The organism is Rhodococcus sp. 05-2254-5 (assembly GCF_002258575.1).
Taxonomy (GTDB): domain Bacteria; phylum Actinomycetota; class Actinomycetes; order Mycobacteriales; family Mycobacteriaceae; genus Rhodococcoides; species Rhodococcoides fascians.
The window spans coordinates 316,645-337,747 of the sequence record NZ_NOZG01000022.1 but is presented as its reverse complement, the minus strand read 5'-3'; the positions used below and the strand labels follow the sequence as shown (position 1 = coordinate 337,747).

Here is a 21,103-nt window from a genome sequence, read left to right as displayed (position 1 = left end):
CCCTGCAGACTCGTCACGGGAGCCTCATTGTCACGCCTTCAGTCGCGTTCCGACACCAAGCACATCTTCGTCAGCGGAGGCGTCGCGTCTTCGCTCGGAAAAGGTCTGACGGCGTCCAGCCTCGGCCAGCTACTGACCGCACGCGGCTTGCGCGTGACCATGCAGAAGCTCGATCCGTATCTCAACGTCGATCCCGGCACGATGAACCCGTTCCAACACGGTGAAGTCTTCGTCACCGAGGACGGCTCGGAGACGGACCTCGACGTCGGCCATTACGAGCGCTTCCTCGACCGTGATCTGTCCGGATTCGCCAATGTGACCACCGGCCAGGTCTATTCGACGGTCATCGCCAAGGAGCGTCGCGGCGAATACCTCGGCGACACCGTTCAGGTCATTCCGCACATCACCGACGAGATCAAACGTCGCATCCTGGCCATGAACGGTCCCGACCTCCAGGGCCATCAGCCGGACGTCGTCATCACCGAAATCGGCGGCACCGTCGGCGATATCGAATCGCAGCCGTTCCTCGAAGCGGCGCGGCAGGTCCGTCACGACGTCGGCCGCAACAACGTGTTCTTCCTGCATGTGTCCCTGGTCCCGTTCCTGGCACCGTCCGGTGAACTCAAGACCAAGCCCACCCAGCACTCCGTCGCAGCACTGCGCAGCATCGGCATTCAGCCCGACGCGTTGATCCTGCGGTGCGACCGCGACGTGCCGCCGGGGCTCAAGAACAAGATTGCGCTGATGTGCGACGTCGACGTCGACGGCTGCATCTCCACACCCGACGCCCCGTCGATCTACGACATCCCCAAGGTGCTGCACAAGGAAGGCCTCGACGCCTACGTCGTCCGGCAGCTCGGTCTGCCGTTCCGTGACGTCGACTGGACCATCTGGGGCGGACTGCTCGAGCGCGTCCACCAGCCCCGCGAAACCGTGCGCGTCGGCCTCGTCGGCAAGTACGTCGACCTGCCCGACGCCTACCTCTCGGTCACCGAGGCGTTGCGTGCCGGTGGATTCGCTCATCGCGCCAAGGTCGAGATCAAGTGGGTTCCGTCCGACGAGTGCTCGACGCCTGCGGGGGCTCAGGCTGCGTTGGGTGATGTCGATGCCGTGCTCATTCCCGGCGGATTCGGCATTCGCGGTATCGAGGGCAAGCTCGGTGCCATCGAGTTCGCTCGTACCCGCAAGATTCCACTGTTGGGGTTGTGCCTCGGTTTGCAGTGCGTCGTCATCGAGGCGGCTCGTTCGGTCGGCCTGACCGATGCCAATTCCGCCGAGTTCGATCCGGACACTAAGGATCCGGTGATCTCCACCATGGCCGATCAGGAAGACGCCGTCGCCGGTGACGCCGACCTCGGGGGCACGATGCGCCTCGGTGCCTATCCCGCGACACTGCAGAAGGGTTCGGTCGTCGCTGCGTCGTACGGCACCGAGAACGTCTCGGAGCGGCATCGTCACCGTTACGAGGTCAACAATGTCTACCGTGATCGAATTGCGAAGAGTGGCTTGGTCTTCAGCGGTACGTCCCCGGACGGTCATCTGGTGGAGTTCGTGGAGTTGCCGGCATCGGTGCACCCGTTCTTCGTTGCTACCCAGGCGCATCCCGAGCTCAAGAGCCGGCCGACCCGTCCGCATCCGCTGTTCGCATCGCTGATCAACGCGGCACTGAAGTACAAGGCTGCCGAGCGGCTGCCGGTCGACATTCACGGTGACACCGCTGCGGCTGAGAAGTCGGACGCCGAGGCCGAGACCGTCGGATGAGCGAGAACTCCAGACACGAATTCACGACGCTCGGTTCGACGGTTCCGTACTCCGGCGCAATCCTCGCGCTGCGGCTCGATCAGGTGGCGATGCCGAACGGGCGTCGCGCCGAGCGAGAAGTGATCGAGCATCACGGCGCAGTCGGCATTCTTGCCGTCGATGATCAGGACCGCGTTGCGATGATCGAGCAGTACCGGCACCCCATCGGGCGTCGTCTCTGGGAGCTGCCCGCGGGCCTGCTCGACGAGCCGGGGGAGGAGCCCGTGCTGGCGGCGCAGCGCGAACTGGCCGAGGAGACTGGTCTCGCGGCCGGGAAGTGGTCGGTGTTGGTGGACGTGTTGGCCTCGCCCGGATTCACCGACGAAGCGGTACGCATCTTTCTCGCCGAGGATCTGAGTGAGGTCGATCGCCCGGAGGCACACGACGAGGAGGCAGACATCGAGCTGTCCTTCGTGCCGATGGACGAGGCCGTGCGTCGTGCGTTGGCAGGGGAGATCGTCAACGCCTCGGCCGTGTCGGGAGTGCTCGCGTTGGCGGCAGCTCGTGCCACCGGCACCGAGTTGCGTCCGGCCGACGCCCCGTGGGCGGATCGACCCACGGCATTCGAGTCTCGGAAGAGTTCACGAAAGTAGCCACCGTGATCGGCGATCAGATTGCGACGTATCTCGATCATCTGGTGGTCGAGCGCGGGTCGGCACCGAACACGGTGTCGTCGTACCGTCGCGATCTGGTGCGGTACGAGCGGTTTCTAAGTGGGTACGGAATTTCCGATCTGGCCAAGGTGACCGAGAACGACATCACCGAGTTCGTGCTCTACCTCCGGCGCGGCGACGACGAATTCCCGGCTCTCGCAGCCAGTTCGGCGGCTCGAACGCTGATCGCCGTGCGTGGTCTGCACCGCTTCGCCCTGGCCGAGGGCATGGTGGAGCGCAACGTCGCGAGCGAGGTGAAGCCGCCGCAGCCGGCCAAACGACTACCGAAGTCGCTGCCCGTCGACCAGGTCGTGGCGCTGCTCGAATCGGCTTCCATTGCCGGTCCCGACGCACCGCGTGGTCTGCGAGATCGCGCACTGCTCGAACTGCTGTACTCCACCGGTGCGCGCATCTCCGAGGCCGTCGGTCTGGATGTGGACGACATCGACACCGAGGCTCGCTCGGTGCTCCTGCGCGGTAAGGGCGGGAAACACCGAGTCGTCCCGGTGGGGCGGCCGGCCATCGAGGCGGTCGACGCGTACCTGGTGCGCGGGCGGCCAGGGCTCGTCGCCCGCTCGAATCCGGCGCTGTTTCTCAATGTGCGCGGTGGTCGACTGTCGCGGCAGAGCGCCTGGCAAGTGCTGCAGGACTCCGCGCAGCGGGCCGGAATCACGGCCGGGGTATCGCCGCACGTGCTCCGGCACTCGTTTGCGACGCACCTGCTCGACGGCGGTGCCGACGTCCGTGTCGTGCAGGAATTGCTCGGCCATGCGTCGGTGACCACGACACAGATCTACACCCTCGTCACCGTCACGACGTTGCGTGAAGTGTGGGCGGGTGCGCACCCGCGAGCGCGCTAGCACGCGGTCGGCAATCGTGTGTCAGCGTGTCCGATGACAATGCCGTGGCGTCAAGCGGTAGCGTTTGCGTGAACTACTCGAAGACGAACGGGACAGGGGAGCGCTGGAACGTGTCGACACCGCAGCCGCCAGCGGCGGAGTCAGCCTCGGAACCGTCGTGGGGCGTGCAGCCCGCCGTCACCCCCGATACCGGCGAAACGCATCCGTCTCATCCGCACAGCGATGGCGCTCTTTTCCATACACGTCAACCGGAATCCAGTCGGGAGACACGCGACATCATTCCTGCTCCGAACGAGCTCGGACCCACCGGTCGCAAGACGAGGCCGGTTCCCGATCCGCAGCCGCTGGCCAGTCACGGCCCGGCCAAGATCATCGCGATGTGCAACCAGAAGGGCGGCGTCGGCAAGACGACGTCGACCATCAATCTCGGTGCCTCGCTGGCCGGTTACGGCCGTCGCGTGCTGCTTGTCGACCTCGACCCGCAGGGCGCACTGTCCGCGGGCTTGGGCGTCGCACATCACGAACTCGATCTGACGGTCTACAACCTCCTCGTAGAGGCGAAGGTGTCGGCCGACGACATCATCATGCGGACTCGCGTCGACAATCTCGATCTGATGCCGAGCAACATCGATCTTTCTGCCGCCGAGATCCAGCTGGTCACCGAGGTGGGGCGTGAGCAAACGCTCGGACGGGTACTGCACCCCATTCTCGACCGCTACGACTACGTGCTCATCGACTGCCAGCCCTCGCTCGGCCTGTTGACGGTCAATGCGCTGACCTGTGCCGACGAGGTCCTCATTCCGATGGAGTGCGAGTACTTCAGTCTTCGCGGCCTGGCTCTCCTCAACGACACCGTCGAGAAGGTGCGCGATCGGCTGAACCCGCGACTGAAGCTGGCGGGCATCGTGGTCACGATGTTCGACGCCCGGACGCTGCACTCGCGCGAGGTGATGACGCGGGTGGTCGAGGTGTTCGGCGACGTCGTCTACGACACCGTGATCACTCGCACGGTCCGGTTCCCCGAGACCAGCGTTGCCGGTGAGCCGATCACTACATGGGCTCCCAAATCCGGCGGCGCGCAGGCGTACCGCGCTCTTGCGCGCGAGGTGATCTACCGGTCGGGTCCGTGACGATCGACGCTGCCGACGGGGCCCCGATCGAGGTTCCCGCCGACGCGGACACGTCGAAATTTCGGGTTCGGTTGCTCAACTTCGAGGGCCCGTTCGATCTGCTGCTGTCGCTGATCAGTCAGCACCGCATGGATGTCACCGAGGTGGCGCTGCACACCGTCACCGACGATTTCATCTCGTTCACCAAATCGCTCGGTGCCGATGTCGGACTCGATCAGACAACGGAGTTCCTCGTCGTCGCGGCGACGTTGCTCGATCTGAAGGCGGCTCGTCTGCTGCCGTCGGGTGATGTGGAGGACGCCGAGGATCTCGCGTTGCTCGAGGTGCGCGATCTCCTGTTCGCCCGGTTGCTTCAGTACCGCGCCTACAAGCAGGTCGCGCTGCTGTTCGGTGAGCTGGAAGCCGCTGCGCTGCGGCGTTATCCGCGCTCGGTGTCGGTGGAAGATCGATTCGCCGATCTGATTCCCGAGGTGTTGCTGGGGGTCGATCCAGCCAGGTTCGCAGACATCGCAGCCGCAGCGTTTCGGCCCAAGCCGATCCCGCAAGTGGGCCTCGACCACATTCATCAGCATGCGGTCTCGATCCCCGAGCAGGCAGAGTGGTTGCTCGAGAACCTGCAGGGCCGGGGACTCAACGAGTGGGCATCGTTCTCGGAGCTGGTGCAGGACTGCGAAGTGCAGGTCGAAATAATCGCGCGCTTCCTCGCGTTGCTGGAACTGTTCCGGCAACAAGTGATCGCCTTCGAGCAACCCGAACCGCTCGGCGATCTTCGAGTGAGCTGGACCGGCAAGGACGAAGGACCCATCGTGGTCACGGAAGAGGACTACGCATGAATGCCGACCCGGAACTCGAGCTCGAGGATGTCGACGAGTCAGGCGAACTCGACGACAACACGCTCGCGTCGGCACTCGAGGCGGTTCTGCTCATCGTCGATACTCCCGCCTCCGACGAACAACTGGCATCGGCCGTCGGATCTTCGGTGGCCCGCGTACGTGCCGCACTGAACCGGATGGCCGCGGAACTGACAGAACGCCGCAGCGGAATCGACCTCCGCTACGCCGGCGACGGGTGGCGTTTCTACACCCGAACCGCCTATGCGCCGTACGTCGAACGGCTGCTTCTCGACGGCGCTCGGTCCAAGCTCACACGTGCAGCATTGGAAACCCTGGCCGTGATCGCCTATCGTCAACCGTTGACCCGCGCACGAGTCAGCGCCGTACGTGGAGTCAATGTCGATGGAGTGATGCGTACGTTGCTCGCCCGTGGACTGATCTCCGAAGCAGGAACGGACCCGGAGACCAACGGCACGATGTACTGCACCACCGAGCTGTTCCTCGAACGGCTCGGGCTCGCATCGCTCGGTGATCTACCCGAACTGGCACCGCTGTTACCGGGTGTGGACCTGATCGACGAGATCAGTGACAGCATGGACACCGACCCGAGAACGACCCGCTCCACCAAGAACCGCGGATCGAAACCCGATCCGGCAGCCGAGCTCGACTCGGACGACTGATAGGTAACACAAGTGAACAAGCCCGCTCGCCGTGATGGCACACCGGACCGTAACAAGAGACAAGACCCACGCAGGAAGCCGACCGCAGGTAGGTCGGACACTCCGCGTGACGCGCGCCGCGGAGATCGCACCCGCGACGCTGCACCCCGTGACGGGGCTCCCCGTACCGGAGCACCTCGCGCTGGGGCCCCGCGCACCGGGGGACCTCGCGCAGGCGCACCCCGTACCGGAGCTCCTCGCACCGGTGGCCGACCGGCCCCGCGCAGAGGCGTCGAGCAGGGGGAATCGTTCGAGAACAAGCCCGTCGAGACGGGCATCAACGATCGCAGCAACGACGCGGTGCCCCGCAAGAAGCCGTCGCGCCCCAAGCCGCCGAAGCCGCAGAAGCCGCAGAAGAAGCAGGCTCCGGCAACCACCATCAGCAACGCCAAGCCGGCGAAGCATCAGTACACCGATTCGTCCCCGCGCAAGCACGTGCCTGCCGGTGAGGGTGTTCGGTTGCAGAAGGTGCTCGCGCAGGCCGGTGTCGCGTCGCGTCGGGCCGCGGAAGAGCTGATCGCCGACGGTCGCGTCGAGGTGGACGGACGCATCGTCACCGAGCAGGGCATCCGCATCGATCCGAACATCGCCGTCGTTCGCGTCGACGGCACTCGTGTCGTCGTGAAGGAAGAACTGGTTCATCTCGCGATGAACAAGCCGCGCGGATGGCAGTGCACCATGTCGGACGATCTGGGTCGTCCGTGCGTCGGCGACATCGTCGCCGAGCGCGTGCAGGCGGGCCAGCGTCTGTTCCACGTCGGTCGGCTCGATGCCGACACCGAGGGACTGTTGTTGTTCACCAACGACGGTGACCTTGCTCACCGGCTGATGCACCCGTCGTACGAGGTGTCCAAGACATATCTCGCGACGCTGTTCGGCACGATTCCCCGCACGCTCGGCAAGCAGTTGCGCGAAGGCGTCACTCTCGACGACGGCCCGGTGAAGGTCGACGGCTTCCAGCTGCTCGATATCTCGGACGGCAAATCGCTCGTCAAGGTGACGTTGCACGAGGGCCGCAAGCACATCGTGCGTCGGTTGTTCGACAAGGTCGGATTCCCGGTGGGACGCCTCGTGCGTACCGACGTCGGCAACATCGTGCTCGGCGATCAGCGTCCCGGAACACTGCGTGTTCTCGGCCGCGGCGAGATCGGCAAGCTCTACGAATCCGTAGGCCTGTGATGAGTGCGCTCGTCGTGGCGATGGACGGGCCTTCGGGCACCGGTAAGTCGTCGGTATCGCGTCGGCTCGCATCGGCACTCGAAGCAAGCTACCTCGACACCGGTGCGATGTACCGCGTCGCAACGGTATGGGTGCTGCGTTCGGGCGTCGAGCCCACCGATGCAGACGCAGTCGCGAAAGTTGTTGCAGCCCTTCCCCTCGAGATCGGGAAGGATCCACTGTCGGAGACCGTCTTGCTCGACGGAGAGGACGTCAGCGGCGAAATCCGCGGCGACGCAGTGACCAAAGCCGTCTCGGCTGTGTCCGCGGTGCCTGCGGTGCGTGAGCTCTTGGTGCAGATGCAGCGCGACCTCGCCAGCTCGTCGACGCGAATTGTGGTGGAGGGTCGCGACATCGGCACCGTCGTGCTTCCCGACGCCGACGTGAAGGTGTTCCTGACGGCGTCACCGGAGGCGCGTGCGGAACGACGCAACAAACAGAACATCGAACAAGGTCGCGGCGACGACTACGAATCCGTGCTCGCGGATGTACAACGCCGCGATCATGCAGATTCGACGAGGGCAGTGTCACCGCTTCGTCCCGCTGAGGATTCGGTGATCGTCGATACCAGCGAGCTGGATCTCGACGGCGTGATCGAGCGTTTGCTGCTCGTGGTGAACGACAGAAGTGGAGCAGTCCAGTGAGTGAAGAATTCTTCTCCGGCGCAGCGGAAACCGCGGGCGACGGAACGTGGAGCGACGAGGGCGAGTGGGAGTACGTCGACCTCAACGAGGGTGAAGACGGTGAAGATGCCGTTGCCGTACCTACTCTCGCCGTGGTGGGCCGACCGAACGTCGGCAAGTCGACGCTCGTCAACCGCATCATCGGCCGCCGCGAAGCAGTGGTCGAGGACGTCCCGGGCGTCACTCGCGATCGTGTGTCGTACGAGGCGAACTGGAGTGGTCGACGCTTCCTGGTGCAGGACACCGGCGGTTGGGAGCCCGACGCCAAGGGGCTGCAACAGTCCGTTGCGCGCCAGGCCGAGTTGGCTATGAACACCGCCGACGCGATCCTGCTGGTCGTCGATGCCCGCGTTGGTTCGACGACGACGGACGAGGCAGTGGCACGAGTGTTGCGTCGGTCGAAGACTCCGGTTCTGTTGGTGGCCAACAAGGTCGACGACGGTCGCACCGAGTCCGAGGTCGCTGCACTGTGGTCTCTGGGTCTGGGGGAGCCGTTGTCGGTGTCCGCCACCCACGGCCGCGGTACCGGTGATCTGCTCGACCGTGTGCTCGAGGCCCTGCCGGAGACTCCGCGCGAAGGTATCCCCGGTGGGGGACCGAGGCGTGTCGCTCTGGTCGGTAAGCCGAACGTCGGCAAGTCGTCGCTGATCAACAAGCTCTCGGGTGACGAGCGTTCGGTGGTGCACGATGTTGCCGGCACCACCGTCGACCCGGTCGACTCGTTGGTCGAATTGGGCGGCAAGACATGGCGATTCGTCGATACCGCAGGACTGCGCAAGCGCGTCAGTCATGCCAGCGGTGCCGAGTTCTATGCGTCGCTGCGCACCAAGTCCGCGATCGAGGCAGCCGAGGTCGCGATTCTGCTTCTCGATGCCTCACAGGTGATCTCGGAGCAGGATCTGCGCGTGCTGAGCATGGTCTCCGATGCCGGCCGTGCGCTGGTGTTGGCATTCAACAAGTGGGATCTGGTGGACGACGATCGTCGTCAGCAGCTCGAGAAGGAAATCGACCGCGATCTCGCGCGCGTGCCGTGGGCCCAGCGGGTGAACATTTCGGCGCACACCGGCCGCGCCGTGCAGAAGCTGGTTCCCGCACTGGAGACGGCTCTGGAGTCGTGGGACAAGCGTGTCCCCACCGGACGCCTCAACACGTGGCTCAAAGAGGTCGTGGCAGCCACTCCGCCGCCGATGCGTGGCGGACGCCTGCCGCGCATCATGTTCGCGACGCAGGCCAGCACACGCCCGCCGACGTTCGTGCTGTTCACCACCGGCTTCCTCGAGGCCGGCTACCGCCGATTCATTGAGCGGCGTCTGCGTGAAGAGTTCAACTTCGACGGCAGCCCCGTTCGCGTCTCGGTACGTATCCGCGAGAAGCGGGAACGGCCAGGCAAGGGCAACAACCGCTGACCTAGTCCGACCCGGCCCCTGAGCAGGCGATTTCCTCTCAGGGGTAGGGCTGGGGTAATCTCAGCAAGCGCCTTTCGAGGTGCGGCGGGCTGTGGCGCAGCTTGGTAGCGCACTTGACTGGGGGTCAAGTGGTCGCAGGTTCAAATCCTGTCAGCCCGACACGTAGATGCAGTTCAGAGGCGGTTTCGGAGAAATCCGAAGCCGTCTTTTTTGTGTGCGTGCCGCGGGAGTGTCACTACTCAATGCTTACACGGTCGAACTCCGACAGATCACCGACGTGGGGCAGAACCCTCGAGTACCGATGTGAGCCAAGCCCGTTCTGCGCGACTCGTTTCACGCGCGACGAGCAGTAGTCCCCGCCTGTAGATGTCGGTGACCTCTTCCGCTTTCACAGCCCGGTCGCCGTCGTAGAAGAAGCTGGCTGGTTGCTCCAAGAACTGAAGCCTACGACGCAGTACTGCGTGCTGCTCTTCCACCGAAGGTACGAGGGACAGGAAGGTCAGCACCACAACGAATCGCGAGAAGTCCGAGACGTCGTTGTGCTGGGGATCTCGCAGACGAGCCGTCAGCTCGTCGCGTCCTTCGTCGGTAATGGTGAGCACGTAGCGAGCCGGTCCCGCACCGGGTTCGGAGCGCCGCATCAGTAGACCGCTTCGGTCCAGGCGTTTGATTGCGGGATACAAGGTTCCGTCACTCACCGGCTTGGCGTAGCCGGTGAGCTGAGTTACTCGTCGTTTGAGTTCGTATCCGTGCAAGGGGCCGTCGGAGAGAAACCCGAGAATTGCCAGTTCCAACATGTGTTAAGTGTGCCAGGTGTACCTCGCTTCGATGTGTACATCGAATCGAGGTAGTACGATAGAAGGTCGACGAACGGTGCCCTCCTCTCCGAAAGGGAGTACATGACAACCTTCCACCTCGAACGCACCATGCTCCTTCTGTCCGAGTACGCGCTGAGGGCCCGCGTTGCTGTGGTCGCAACGCAATGATCGCCGCCTGGTACGACTCGCAGGGGAACGCCCGGGACGTTCTCCGAATCGGAGAGATTCCGACACCCGACCCAGGGCCAGGCGATGTTCGAGTGCGACTGTCGCTGTCCTCGGTCAACCCGGGCGACACCAAGAAACGACGAGGATGGCTCGGCTCGTCGATGCCGTACCCGCGGGTCGTCCCGCACAGCGACGGAGCAGGGTACATCGACGCGGTGGGGGAGGGCGTCGAGCGAACACGAGTGGGCGAGCGAGTGTGGGTTTTCGGTGCGCAGTCCAATCGTGCATTCGGTACCGCGGCGCAATACACCGTCGTACCCGACTGGCAGGCAGTCGAGCTGCCGGATTCTGTGGAGTCGAAACTCGCGGCTTGCCTGGGTATTCCAGGCATCACGGCACACCGGGCAGTGTTCGGTGACGGCGAGGTCGCCGGGCAGACGGTCCTGGTGCACGGCGTGTTGGGCGGCGTGGGATCACTGGCTGCGCAGTTGGCTCGGTGGAACGGGGCGACGGTGATCGGAACTGTTCGCACCGAAGCGGACGCGGATCTCGCGCGTGCCCACGGTGCCGACCACGTCGTGGTGCTGAGCGACGACGACGCGGAGACCCACGTGCAGGATCTTGCGGTAGATGGCGTCGACCGCATTGTCGAAGTGTCGTTCTCGGACAACGTCGAATTCGACGCCGCAATTGCCAAGAACAACACAGTGATTGCCGCCTACGGCACCCGCGAGGATCGTCCGAGTCTGCCGTTCTGGCCGATGCTGTTCGACAACATCACCATTCGCCTACTGGGCAGCGACGATTTCTCGCGAGGGGCAAAGTCGGCTGCCGCGGTGGACTTGACCGAGGCTGCTTCCACAGGTGCGCTGTCCATCGCCGTCGGTGATCCGCTGCCCCTGGATCGAATAGCGGACGGCCACGATCGCGTCGACGCAGGGACTCGGACGCGAGTCCTCCTCCAGATACCTGAGTGATCGGCACACAGACGCCTCGCCTCGGAAAACAGAAAGGAACAACATGATCATGAAATCCCCCGAAGAGGTGATGACGCGATTCGTCGAGTTCATCAACACCGCCGACGAGCAGCTCGCCGACGAAGTGATCGCGCCGGAGGCCCTCTTTCATGCCCCGACCCATCCCGAACCACTGCGTGGCCCCTCGGGCTACCTTGAATTACTCGCGATGTTGCGCAGCGGCTTTTCCGACATCCAGTGGACCAGTGCCAGCGCTCAGTTTCCCTTTGGAATGAGCGCCCACCTGTGGTGGCCGGATGATAAGGCGTGGTGTACGGCAACAGACATCGACCTGATGACGACCTACGTCGGTGCGTCGACCTCGTGCATCGACGCAATACTCACGAACGTCGAGCTCGAGGCGCTGGCCGTAGCTGTCACACATAGACTCGCCTGGGATACCGACACCGTCAACCCATCACCTGCTTGCCCGTAGATGAGGGGTTGCCGGTCAGAAAACTGGACGAGACTGATACCCGGCACCAACGAAGGGCCCTTACCGTAATGTCCATTTCGTGACTCGAACTTGGACCGTGCGAACCACAGTTGTCGGCGCTGCCCTCGGGGTTGCGCTGCTTGGCATGCCGGGGGTGGCGTCAGCCCACCATCAGGAGTTCACCCCATTCCCATGCAACATTTCGCTCGGCAGAGAGATGTCTTTACCGTGCGCAGGCGAGGTGGGCGGCGACGTGTACACACCGCACGATCGGCCGGGCATCGCGGTGGTCACGCTGACCTGGCGGACATTCTTCACCAGCGACTGTCCACTCACCGTGTTCGTGAACATGAACAACTTCGATGCACCCTGGGCCGATCCGTATAGCGATGCCAAACCGACCGGGGGCTCGTGGATGGTGCCCCTGAACTCCGCCGCAATCGGATCCGTGCCCCCGGAAGGCGGCGAATGGAGCAAGCAGATAGCGATCGATATCGGTTCCGGTAGAGCGGGTTTGACGGTGACAACTGACGCACCGCTGAATACGACTTTGCTCGATCCGGCCGGCAACACTGTGCGCTTCACCGTGACCTGACGCAGCCACGGTCGTCGGACGCACGGCAACCTCCAGGTCCCTGTTACGACGGGATCCACTCGATCTGCCACGGCGGAATCTTCCTCCGCGGTCGCACTTTGATCGCGCGAAACTTGTACCCATCCTGATCTGTGACGGACTCCCACTCGAAGTCGACCTTCTCGCCAACGATGAGGTCGTGGATGCCTCCTCGTATGTTGAACTGACCCATGCCCTGCGAATCGATCACCTCGTCAGGGTGCAGGGCACTCCAGTAAGTCCAACATCCGCCAGGGGTACCCGCGGAATCGATTACGCCCCAGCCTTCGTCGCCGTGCCAGGCGGACACGATGCCACTCGCCGCGGTCCCGATCCGCGGCTCTTCGAGGAAATCCAAGTCCGTCTCTTCGGTGACGGTGCCATCGGCGTCGATGTTCCACGCTGATGAGCCGGACGGGCGATCCACCGGCTCGACACCTGCCGGCCACGCGCGAAGTGTGATGAAGTTGTAGCTCTCGTCGAGCTCGTCGGTTGGTCGCCACTCGAATTCGACAACTTGGCCTTCGTCCAGGCTGGGGAATCCCGCAATCGCGACCGTCGCCCCGAATGTCCAGCATCCCCCTGGAGTGTCGTCCGAATCGATCACACCGTGCATCTCGCGCAGATTCCAGGTGCGGACCACTCCACGACTTGCCATGTGTTCAGTATGGCCGATACCGCAAAGTGGAATAGTGTTGTCGAGCACGGACTGTCCGGCAGTATTACCCCGCCTCATCTCGTCTGTTCGCAACAGATCGACGGTGCTCAGCGGCTCACGCACGCCAGGATGAGGCCGAGCAAGGACCGGGGCTGGAACCTAGACCTCTCCGAAGCCGTCCTGTGTTCGGGCGGCGCAGTCTGTCGTGGGAGCGAGAAGGTAGGCGAATAGGTAACTCGCCGCCGTTATCGCTGCCAGTGCGATCCACCAGGACGGGAATACATCTGTGTTAGTAAGGATTTCACTGCCAGCGACGACCAGCCAGCTCAATGCAAGAGAGGTCGTCAGCGTGACGGCTGCTGCGGTGCACGCGGCGAATCGGTGTCGCCAGGCGCGGTGAGATCGTGCGGCCCACATCCGGTTCGACCACAAGGCGAAGCGTCCACCACCGACTGCGATCACACCGACCAACAGTCCGGCGACGGCACCGCAGAACGCAGGAAACACCAGCAGCGCCAACCGGAGCAAGGTCCCTTCGAGGGCCCAGGGGAGCATGACACCCACCGCTGTGCAGGTACCGGTAAGACCAGCGACCCTTAGTTCTTTCTCGACCCAGTCCACTGTTCCACTAGAACACGGCGGAAATGCGCTTCGGTCTCGAAGCCGCTGTCTGACCGCTCACGTTTACACGTGGACCCGTTGACGCCGGACGTGACGCTGCAAAAGCGTAGATCTGACGACTTGCGCTACTGCCGCTCAACCGCGCTCGCTAACTCCTCGTATGTCTCTTCGCTGATCGCAGCCAGCTATTCTCCGCGGCCCAGCAGTTCACAGCGCAATGAAGCCTCGAGATCTCCCCAGCAGCGCGCGATCTTGCCGTCGTCATCGAGCCGGTACATCGCTAGTTCTTGGATCTGCACATACCGGCCGGTCGCCGCGATCCCATCGAACTCACCGTGGTGGGTGCCGGTATCCGTCAGGCGAGCCGCCATCAACCGGCCCTCGACGACCAAGTCCTCCATGCACCAGCTGAAGTCGGGGAACGCGACTGTGATGTCTCGAAGGCCGTCGCGGTAGCCGTCGATGCCGCTGCGGACACCTTCGACATCGGTGGTGATGAATTCGTCGAGGTCGCCGAAACGCCGTTCGTTGCAGGCGGTGATGTAACGAGCGTAGGTACCGCGCGGATCGTCTGCGAAAATCGCCATACCATCCACGGTAAAGGCCCCGCGTAGTCCTGGCCAGGACGACAGCGGATCAGCTGCACGAACAGCATTTCACCGTCGTCACTGCCTAATGGCTGTTGTCAACGAGCCCGTTCGAGTCACCGTTACGGCGGACACCCCATGCCTGTATCGGTTACGTCTTGACCGGACTGTGCTCACGAGCAATTGTCGCCTGCGGCGGTCTACATAGCCAGTAGCGGAAAACTCGGTGCATGGACTGACCCGGTTCTCGGCCCTTGAGCGTAGTCGATCTTGCAGATTGAACGCGGGGCGAGGCGGAGCGAACCCCGAATATGCCAAATAGCTGGCGGGTCAACGTCCCCCGCCTACGGTCGGCATCTGACCGCTCAGAGAGCGTGGAGTCAGCCGCTTCTGGTCGGACCCGTCGGGGTTCATCGACGCAATCTCGGCCTGAGAGCCGGTAGCGACATCGGTCACCAGTTCACCCGTCTGTGTGACCGCTCGGTCGTAGAGGATGCGCGAGCCGTCGGGCGTGAACTTCGGATGTGCCGAGTAGGTATCGGTGAGAGGCGTGATCTCCCCTCCGGCGGAGGGCATTGTGTAGATCTCCGAGCCGTTGTTGCCGCCTCGGTTACTGGAGAAGACGAGCGTCGACCCGTCAGGCGAAAAGGCCGGGTCGGAGTTCCAGAACTGGTCGCGCAGAAGCACTGTCGATTCACCGCCGTCGGCAGGTACTTCGTTCAGGTAGCCGCCGGTGCCGTAGACAACCCGTGAGCTGTCGGGCGAGAATGTCGCTCCGAACGCCGACTCTTCTTGCGCGATGACGTGTGCGTCGGACCCGTCGACGTTCATGATGTTGATGCCGCCGTTCGCGGTGAACGCGATCTTGGATCCGTCGGGTGAGAAAGCCGGTTGGTAGCCACCTTCGAATACCGATTTCGATTCACCCGACTCGAGGTCGAGGATCTCGATGAATCGGCCTCGGGCGTACGCGAGATGCTCGCCATCGGGGGAGAGGGCAGCGCCGTTCCCATAGTTCGGGTCGCGGCTGTCTTCGCCCACGGTCGGGGTGACCTGACGCAAGCCGGAACCGTCGAGGTTCATGGCGAACAGTTGGCCCCATCCGTCGTCGAATGCCACGACCACCGGTGTCGGCTCGGGTGCGGGCTCGTCGGCGCATCCTGTGGCGAGCAGTGTCAGCACGACGAGTGCGGAGATCAGCCGGATCCGGTGCATCGGGAAATCATCTCAGAACTGCCAACGTGCAGAACCCTTCTACGCGGCGTGGCCTCTTGTCGAGGTCGTGAAACTGTCGTTCGACTTGCCTCGTTTGTCGATTCTCAGGGCTGTGCCTATCCACGGCGGTGCCCGCGGACAGGGGTGTTGCGTCATGGAGTTCGACCGAAGATTTTCTGTCGGTGCTCTGTGCGACTCTGCACGGCATGGCGATCTGCATGGCGTGTGATCTGGAAATGCTCGATTCAGTGGGTTGCACGTGGCGGCCCAGTCGAATACCCAACGGCAGGAGCAAATGCCACGACTGCGGTGCCCCGCCGCGAACGCTTCACCACCCAGGGTGCGACGGCGAGCGGTGCAAACGTGGACAGATGCTGTCTTGCGGCAGCGGATGCGCGGTGGATGAGTGCGAACGTGAAGACGGCCACGACTACATCGACGGGAGCTGCAGGTGGTGCAACGAACCGTCCGGACAGCTCCGCGTCGTCGGCGGCTCATGACCCTATCGTCGGGTATCGGGACTTCCGACAGGACCCTTTTGACCCCCGAACTGCGAGGGACAAACCCCGGCGCTGTCACGGAGTTGTAGACGGTCGGCGTGTCAGTACGTCGCGTCGCGGACCCCGAGACGGGGGCATCTTCGATTTCTTTCCGTCAGGTGCTGGTTCGAGAGCACACTGCACTAGGGCATCATGGGCCTATGAGTGATCTCGAGTACCTCGCCACCTTGCTCGCTGCGCTGGATGCGGAGATCGCGCGAGTTTCGGCCTCCGAATCCGGGTCCGACGAGCAGGCGTCGGCCATCGACGACGCAGCCGCCGCCGTCTTCCGGTTGCGTGAGAAGGTCAAGTCCGGTTACCCCGGCAAGAAGGCCTACTACCTTGCGGCGTCGACCGATCCCCAGGGGATCAGAGTCGAGGGAATTTCTGCCCTGCACGGCAAACGCGCCCATGAACTGGTCCAAGATGGTGGTTGGATGCACGCAGATTCCAGCACTGTTCTCGATGCTCTCGATGACGACCAAATCAGTCGGTATCACGCGATCGCAGGACGCGGTGTAGCGCAGACGCTTCGAGACTCACGCGAATACTTGGCGACGGCAACAGGTCTGGCCGAAAAGTAGACCCACGCATTGGTACGGCGAGTCGGCCCAGCCTTGGAATAAGGATTCCCGAAATCTGCTCGATTCCAATGACCAAGATGGCGCGCGATTGACTAATCGGATAGATGTCGAACGATGAGGGCTTATCCGTTCCATTGTGTATAGGCTCGACTGCAGAAGTCGGTTTTGTCCACTAGGGCGGACGGATGGGCGAGTACTCATGGCACTGGCAGATCTCGATACTGGCAACCCACATTGGCTCAACGCCGTCCTTTTTACTGTTGCCGCAGTCGTAGCGATTGTCCTCACTTGGTGGTTCTTCGGCAACGACAGTTAGCCGAGACGGACACGGCTGTGTAGCTCTTCAACACGAGCACGCGAACGGCGTGCTGATCATCTGCCACAGTGAGCCGACGCACCTCGGCCGTGATGCCTCCGGTCATCGAGTCCACGGCCGTCACACGTTCGCCGGGTTCGAGGTGTTCGAGAACCCAGGTGGCAGTGGAAGAAGCAAGATCGGTGGACATTCTCGTCATGCCTCCGTCCCGCTGCGCTGGGTGCCGCAATCCCGGTGTCGGCCGAGCATCTCACCAGGCAGCCTTCGCGGTCCACCTGTTTTCGGCTGTATCCATGATTGAGGATCCGGCGTATTGGGCATCGTGCAGATATGACAGAGAACGCAAAGCTGACAGTGGAACGCACCATCGAAGCGCCCGTGGACGCAATTTTCGACGTCCTGTCCAACCCCGAGCGGCATCAGGCACTCGACGGCTCGGGATTCGTACGCGGCGTTGACCACGCAGACCGAATTCAGAAGGTCGGCGAGAAGTTCACGATGAACATGCAGGGCGATCACATGGGTGGGGAATACCAGACCGACAATGTCGTCACCGGGTACGCCAAGGACAAGCTACTGGCATGGAAGACCGCGCCGGCCGGCAACGAGCCTCCCGGATGGGAATGGTTGTGGGAACTGGAGTCTCAGGGACCCAACGAGACATTGGTGCGGCACACCTACGACTGGTCGAAGGTCACGGACAAGAAGCTTCTCCAGCAGATCGGGTTTCCCCTGGTCACCGAGGATCAGCTGAACGACACACTTGCACGCCTCGCTGTCGAGGCAACGTCCTGATCTTTCGGGCATACGTTCAGCCGTAGAACGCCGCTGCGTCGACGCTCTCGATGTGCATCCATCGAGCTGGAAAGTCCTTCGACGCAGCGGCTTCGGCGAGGTCCAGGCCACGTATAGCCAACGCCGTCGTGGGTGACTGGTCCACGATCAGACTGATCGCGTACGTTGCTGCGGTGACGTGAACGCAAGGATCAGTTCTGCTGGAACAGGTGCATGCCGTGTCGACGTCCATGGGAACCGGTGCCAGACCCCCCGATACCAGCTCCGCGTGAAGCGCGTCGGGCAGATCCCCGCTCCCTCTGCCGTGAGTCGGATGACTGGCGACGATGCGCAGAGCCGCCCTTTTGTGAGCCGCCGAATAGCGCGGCACCGTGAATGTCGCGGTCTCCATTTTCTTTCCTGCTGAGACCACGCAGCGAATAGAACCGATCGTGTTGGTATCCACGATGGCCGACTCGCTACGAGCCAGGCTCCGCGCTCGAGGAAGCATGGGATTGGGTCGGGTAGCGGTGATCGGCTCGACTCGACGCAACCATTCCTTGCCCCATGGAGTCGCACCGAACGGCGGGGGCTGGGGAGTGGATGCCATCACCGTGCCACCGACAGCGACAACGTCTGTCTGAGTGTCGAATCATCCAGTGCGGCAAGCGCTGTCTCGTTGTTCCCCTCGGTCAACCCTGCAATTGCTTTCTTCCGGGCGTGCAGCGACGCAATGTACTCCTCCAATGTTCCTTCGGTGGTGAGCGCCATGACTGTCACAGGTGAGGTCTGTCCGATTCGATGTACCCGGTCGGTTGCCTGCGATTCCACCGCCGGATTCCACCACCGGTCGTAATGGATGACGGTGCTCGCACGGGTGAGGTTCAACCCATAGCCGGCTGCTTTGAGGCTCAGCACCATCACGGGACAGCTACCGCCCTGAAACTCGTCCACCATTTTCTCGCGCTGGTCCACGTCGAGTCCGCCGTGGAAGAAGGGTATGGCGGCTCCAGTGACACGCGCGAGATGGTCGGCGAGAAACTCGCCGGTCTTGCGGTACTGGGTGAAAACCAATGCGGTCTGCGACGATTCGGCGAGCTCCTCGATGATGTCGGTGAGCCTGTCCAGTTTCCCGGAACGGTCGGGCGACGAAGACATGTTGCCGTTCACGAGACCCGGGTGGTTGCAGATCAGTTTCAGAGAGGTCAGCAAAGCGAGCACCGCAGTCCCTCGGCGTTGTGTAGAACCGAAACCGGTGTCGAATGCAGCCTCGACCGTCGAGTTGTACAGCATCGCTTGCTCGTTCGTGATCGGGCACAGTACGTCTATCTGCTGTTTGGGTGGAAGGTCGGTCGCCACTTCGTCTTTCGTCCGTCGGAGGAAGACCGGAGCTATGGAATGGGACAAGTGCGCAAGCGCAGCCGCCGAACCTGCGTTCTCGATGGGTGCGGAAAATCGCCGAGTGAAGCGTGCTCTGGTCCCGAGCAGACCCGGGTTGGTGAGGTCGATCAGGGCCCACAGTTCGTCCATGCGGTTCTCGACCGGGGTGCCGGTCAGTGCGATGCGAGTTGTCGAGCTCAGTCGTCGCGCGGCACGGGAAACCTGCGTGCGCGAGTTCTTCATGACGTGCGCTTCGTCGAAGAAGACCGTGTTCCAACTGATCTCGGCCAGACGGTCGGTGTCGGAGCGCAATGTCGGATATCCGGTCACGGTCACGCAGCCGACCTCGCCACATCCACCGAGCGAGCGGTTCGGTCCCCGGTAGACATTGACCGTCAGGTCGCCGGCGGAGAACTTCTCGATCTCGCGTCGCCAATTGCTGATCAGGGATGTCGGGCACACCACCAGAAAATTGCCTTCACCCCGCGAGGCTCCCACAATCATGTGCGAGATGGCTTGCAGAGTCTTGCCCAACCCCATCTCGTCGGCCAGAATTCCTCCACCCCCGGCTTCTCCGACGGTCGGAATCCAGGACGCACCGTGCACCTGATACGGCCGCGGGGTGAAGGTGGACGCACTGTCGCCCAGATTGGCCTGCATGTGCAGGCTGGTGCGTAGGGCGTCGACGGCACCGTGCGCGGTCGACACGCTGGACCCACCCGTGTTGGGTACCGCGTACGCGGCCGGGGGGAGTGACTCCAGCAGCGATGCAGGAATCTCGGCGTAGTGGGGCCGATGTTCCAGGTGGTCCAGAACCGCCAGCCACCCCCGGGCCGACGCGCTTTCCGGGAGGCCTGCCGATGGTGCCAGTGCCGCTTCGAGTTCGACGCGACGCGGATCGACGAGCTGTGCTTCGACGGTCCGTACGGTCACGGAGCCGCCCGTATCGGGTATCGCTAGGTCGATCGGCGTCGTCGCTGCGGTGGCCGTCCTTGTGGAATCAGGTTGCCAGACAGCGAAACAGTGTCGACGGGGCAGGTAGGTGACCTGCGGAGCGAGGCCCGTGTCGGTCGTCGAGAGCATGCAACCTCCAGCCGATGAGCGCCTCGGTAGACCCGAAGCTGCCCACACGGTACGTGCCCGAACCGAATTGCGCCGCATTCAACAGCGTTTGACAATTCCGAAAATTGCTGTCCTACAGCGCTATCGAGCAGCACGCAGCGGCGTGGGAACCGATCAGGATTGCTCGCGCGAACACCACCACGTGGTGCGGCCGCCCACCGTTCCGCGAGTCATCGGAGCACCGCAGCGTGGGCACGCCGCGTCCGCCTTGCGGAACGGGATGATCTCACCGGTGTGCACGCCACCCTTCTTGATTGCCGACCTGATGGCGCGACGCAGAACAACGCGGATCTCGTCGAGTTCCTCGGTGGTGAGAGTCTTTGCCCGTCTGGATGGAGATTGCTCGCTCTGCCACAGCACCTCGTCGGCCAACAGATTGCCGACGCCTGCGATTGCTGCTTGGTCCAGCAAACGTGCCTTCAGAGGTGCTCCGCTGGAACCGATTCGGTGCCGGAAGTCGTCGCGCGTGATCTCCGCAGCATCCGGCCCCAACGCATCGATATCGGGTTCGAGCCGCACTCGGCCGAGCCGGCGTTTGTCGAAAAGTCGGAGCTGACCCCCGTCTTCGAATGTCATGGCAAAGCGTGTCCACTCGGGCTTGTCGGTGTCGCGCTCGCCCACGTGTGGATCGCCGCCTCCGTACTGCGACGTGCGATCGCCGTCGGGAGCGGTGACGATGACGCGACCGCCCATACCGAGATGGATTCCCAGCGTCGGACCACTGGACCCGTCGGCGGTGACGGTTTCGCACCACATCGCCTTGCCACGTCGACATGCCTCGGTGAGCTTGCCACCCTTCAAGGCGTGGGCGATATCGCCCGGCATGTGTGGGCGGCACTCGAACGAGTCGGTGTCATCGATATCGACGATGACGCGTCCGAGGGCTTTCTCGACGACCTGTCGAGCGTTTTCGACTTCGGGTAGTTCGGGCATGGAGCGGGTGTACCCAATTCG

23 protein-coding genes and 1 tRNA gene are annotated in these 21,103 nt (G+C 63.2%); 15 read left to right on the top strand and 9 right to left on the bottom strand.

The annotated features are described in order from the left end of the window. Positions 1–27: 27 nt before the first annotated feature. From CH278_RS14610 to CH278_RS14565, 10 genes are all read left to right on the top strand, one after another. Positions 28–1,761 (top strand): CTP synthase, encoded by a 1,734-nt coding sequence (locus tag CH278_RS14610; RefSeq protein WP_027497215.1) that lies wholly within the window; start codon positions 28–30, stop codon positions 1,759–1,761. Continuing rightward, complete coding sequence (locus CH278_RS14605) at positions 1,758–2,393, top strand: NUDIX domain-containing protein (RefSeq protein WP_057474924.1); 636 nt, start codon at positions 1,758–1,760, stop codon at positions 2,391–2,393. The genes CH278_RS14610 and CH278_RS14605 overlap by 4 nt, the downstream gene beginning before the upstream one ends. A gap of 5 nt (positions 2,394–2,398) precedes the next feature. Beyond that, a complete protein-coding gene (gene xerD / locus CH278_RS14600; protein WP_027497213.1) occupies positions 2,399–3,313 on the top strand; it encodes a site-specific tyrosine recombinase XerD in 915 nt (304 codons plus the stop codon). A gap of 164 nt (positions 3,314–3,477) precedes the next feature. After that, positions 3,478–4,443 carry a ParA family protein gene (locus tag CH278_RS14595; protein WP_048320374.1) on the top strand — a complete coding sequence of 322 codons (966 nt, stop codon included), beginning with the start codon at positions 3,478–3,480 and terminating at the stop codon, positions 4,441–4,443. A 2-nt stretch (positions 4,444–4,445) separates the two neighbouring features. Next, entirely contained in the window at positions 4,446–5,276 is an 831-nt protein-coding gene (locus CH278_RS14590) for a segregation and condensation protein A (protein WP_162247570.1), read from the top strand. Continuing rightward, on the top strand, positions 5,273–5,956 hold the full coding sequence (scpB, locus tag CH278_RS14585; RefSeq protein WP_057474926.1) for an SMC-Scp complex subunit ScpB: 684 nt from the start codon (positions 5,273–5,275) through the stop codon (positions 5,954–5,956). The genes CH278_RS14590 and scpB overlap by 4 nt, the downstream gene beginning before the upstream one ends. A 12-nt stretch (positions 5,957–5,968) precedes the next feature. Beyond that, positions 5,969–7,174, top strand: a complete 1,206-nt coding sequence (locus CH278_RS14580) for a pseudouridine synthase (protein WP_094622212.1) — start codon at positions 5,969–5,971, stop codon at positions 7,172–7,174. Further along, positions 7,174–7,857: a (d)CMP kinase gene (gene cmk / locus CH278_RS14575; RefSeq protein WP_032384284.1), complete on the top strand. Its 684-nt coding sequence runs from the start codon at positions 7,174–7,176 to the stop codon at positions 7,855–7,857. Before CH278_RS14580 ends, cmk begins: the two co-directional genes overlap by 1 nt. Continuing rightward, positions 7,854–9,302 (top strand): ribosome biogenesis GTPase Der, encoded by a 1,449-nt coding sequence (der, locus tag CH278_RS14570; RefSeq protein ID WP_027497207.1) that lies wholly within the window; start codon positions 7,854–7,856, stop codon positions 9,300–9,302. The genes cmk and der overlap by 4 nt, the downstream gene beginning before the upstream one ends. Before the next feature lie 85 nt (positions 9,303–9,387). Beyond that, positions 9,388–9,461: transfer RNA gene (locus CH278_RS14565), tRNA-Pro, on the top strand. A gap of 110 nt (positions 9,462–9,571) precedes the next feature. Here the strand turns inward: CH278_RS14565 and CH278_RS14560 are convergent. Further along, positions 9,572–10,099 carry a PadR family transcriptional regulator gene (locus CH278_RS14560; protein ID WP_094622211.1) on the bottom strand — a complete coding sequence of 176 codons (528 nt, stop codon included), beginning with the start codon at positions 10,097–10,099 and terminating at the stop codon, positions 9,572–9,574. A gap of 185 nt (positions 10,100–10,284) precedes the next feature. Here CH278_RS14560 and CH278_RS14555 point away from each other — a divergent pair, with 185 nt between their 5' ends. From CH278_RS14555 to CH278_RS14545, 3 genes are all read left to right on the top strand, one after another. Beyond that, positions 10,285–11,265, top strand: a complete 981-nt coding sequence (locus tag CH278_RS14555; protein WP_094622210.1) for an NADPH:quinone reductase — start codon at positions 10,285–10,287, stop codon at positions 11,263–11,265. Between the two features lie 43 nt (positions 11,266–11,308). Beyond that, entirely contained in the window at positions 11,309–11,740 is a 432-nt protein-coding gene (locus tag CH278_RS14550; protein ID WP_094622209.1) for an ester cyclase, read from the top strand. A 253-nt stretch (positions 11,741–11,993) separates the two neighbouring features. Then, entirely contained in the window at positions 11,994–12,335 is a 342-nt protein-coding gene (locus CH278_RS14545; RefSeq protein WP_143536266.1) for a hypothetical protein, read from the top strand. A gap of 43 nt (positions 12,336–12,378) precedes the next feature. Here the strand turns inward: CH278_RS14545 and CH278_RS28025 are convergent, their stop codons facing one another. From CH278_RS28025 to CH278_RS14525, 4 genes are all read right to left on the bottom strand, one after another. Next, complete coding sequence (locus tag CH278_RS28025) at positions 12,379–13,011, bottom strand: hypothetical protein (protein WP_143536265.1); 633 nt, start codon at positions 13,009–13,011, stop codon at positions 12,379–12,381. 159 nt (positions 13,012–13,170) lie between these two features. Continuing rightward, entirely contained in the window at positions 13,171–13,566 is a 396-nt protein-coding gene (locus CH278_RS14535; RefSeq protein ID WP_143536264.1) for a hypothetical protein, read from the bottom strand. 251 nt (positions 13,567–13,817) lie between these two features. Next, positions 13,818–14,219: an ester cyclase gene (locus CH278_RS14530; protein ID WP_032387525.1), complete on the bottom strand. Its 402-nt coding sequence runs from the start codon at positions 14,217–14,219 to the stop codon at positions 13,818–13,820. Between the two features lie 330 nt (positions 14,220–14,549). Next, on the bottom strand, positions 14,550–15,434 hold the full coding sequence (locus CH278_RS14525) for a PD40 domain-containing protein (RefSeq protein ID WP_094622206.1): 885 nt from the start codon (positions 15,432–15,434) through the stop codon (positions 14,550–14,552). Positions 15,435–16,134: 700 nt separating this feature from the next. Here CH278_RS14525 and CH278_RS14520 point away from each other — a divergent pair. Next, the gene (locus CH278_RS14520) at positions 16,135–16,557 is read left to right on the top strand and encodes a phosphate acetyltransferase (protein WP_094622205.1); all 423 of its coding nucleotides are present in this window, start codon (positions 16,135–16,137) and stop codon (positions 16,555–16,557) included. Between the two features lie 284 nt (positions 16,558–16,841). Here the strand turns inward: CH278_RS14520 and CH278_RS14515 are convergent, their stop codons facing one another. Beyond that, a complete protein-coding gene (locus CH278_RS14515) occupies positions 16,842–17,072 on the bottom strand; it encodes a hypothetical protein (RefSeq protein WP_143536263.1) in 231 nt (76 codons plus the stop codon). 131 nt (positions 17,073–17,203) lie between these two features. Between CH278_RS14515 and CH278_RS14510 the strand changes: the two genes are divergently transcribed. Next, positions 17,204–17,668: an SRPBCC family protein gene (locus CH278_RS14510; protein WP_027497200.1), complete on the top strand. Its 465-nt coding sequence runs from the start codon at positions 17,204–17,206 to the stop codon at positions 17,666–17,668. Between the two features lie 16 nt (positions 17,669–17,684). Here CH278_RS14510 and CH278_RS14505 read toward each other — a convergent pair whose 3' ends face one another. From CH278_RS14505 to CH278_RS14495, 3 genes are all read right to left on the bottom strand, one after another. Continuing rightward, complete coding sequence (locus tag CH278_RS14505) at positions 17,685–18,257, bottom strand: hypothetical protein (protein WP_143536262.1); 573 nt, start codon at positions 18,255–18,257, stop codon at positions 17,685–17,687. Next, a complete protein-coding gene (locus tag CH278_RS14500; RefSeq protein WP_179274567.1) occupies positions 18,257–20,110 on the bottom strand; it encodes a DEAD/DEAH box helicase in 1,854 nt (617 codons plus the stop codon). Before CH278_RS14500 ends, CH278_RS14505 begins: the two co-directional genes overlap by 1 nt. 153 nt (positions 20,111–20,263) lie before the next feature. Next, on the bottom strand, positions 20,264–21,082 hold the full coding sequence (locus CH278_RS14495) for an Fpg/Nei family DNA glycosylase (protein WP_094622201.1): 819 nt from the start codon (positions 21,080–21,082) through the stop codon (positions 20,264–20,266). Positions 21,083–21,103: the final 21 nt, after the last annotated feature.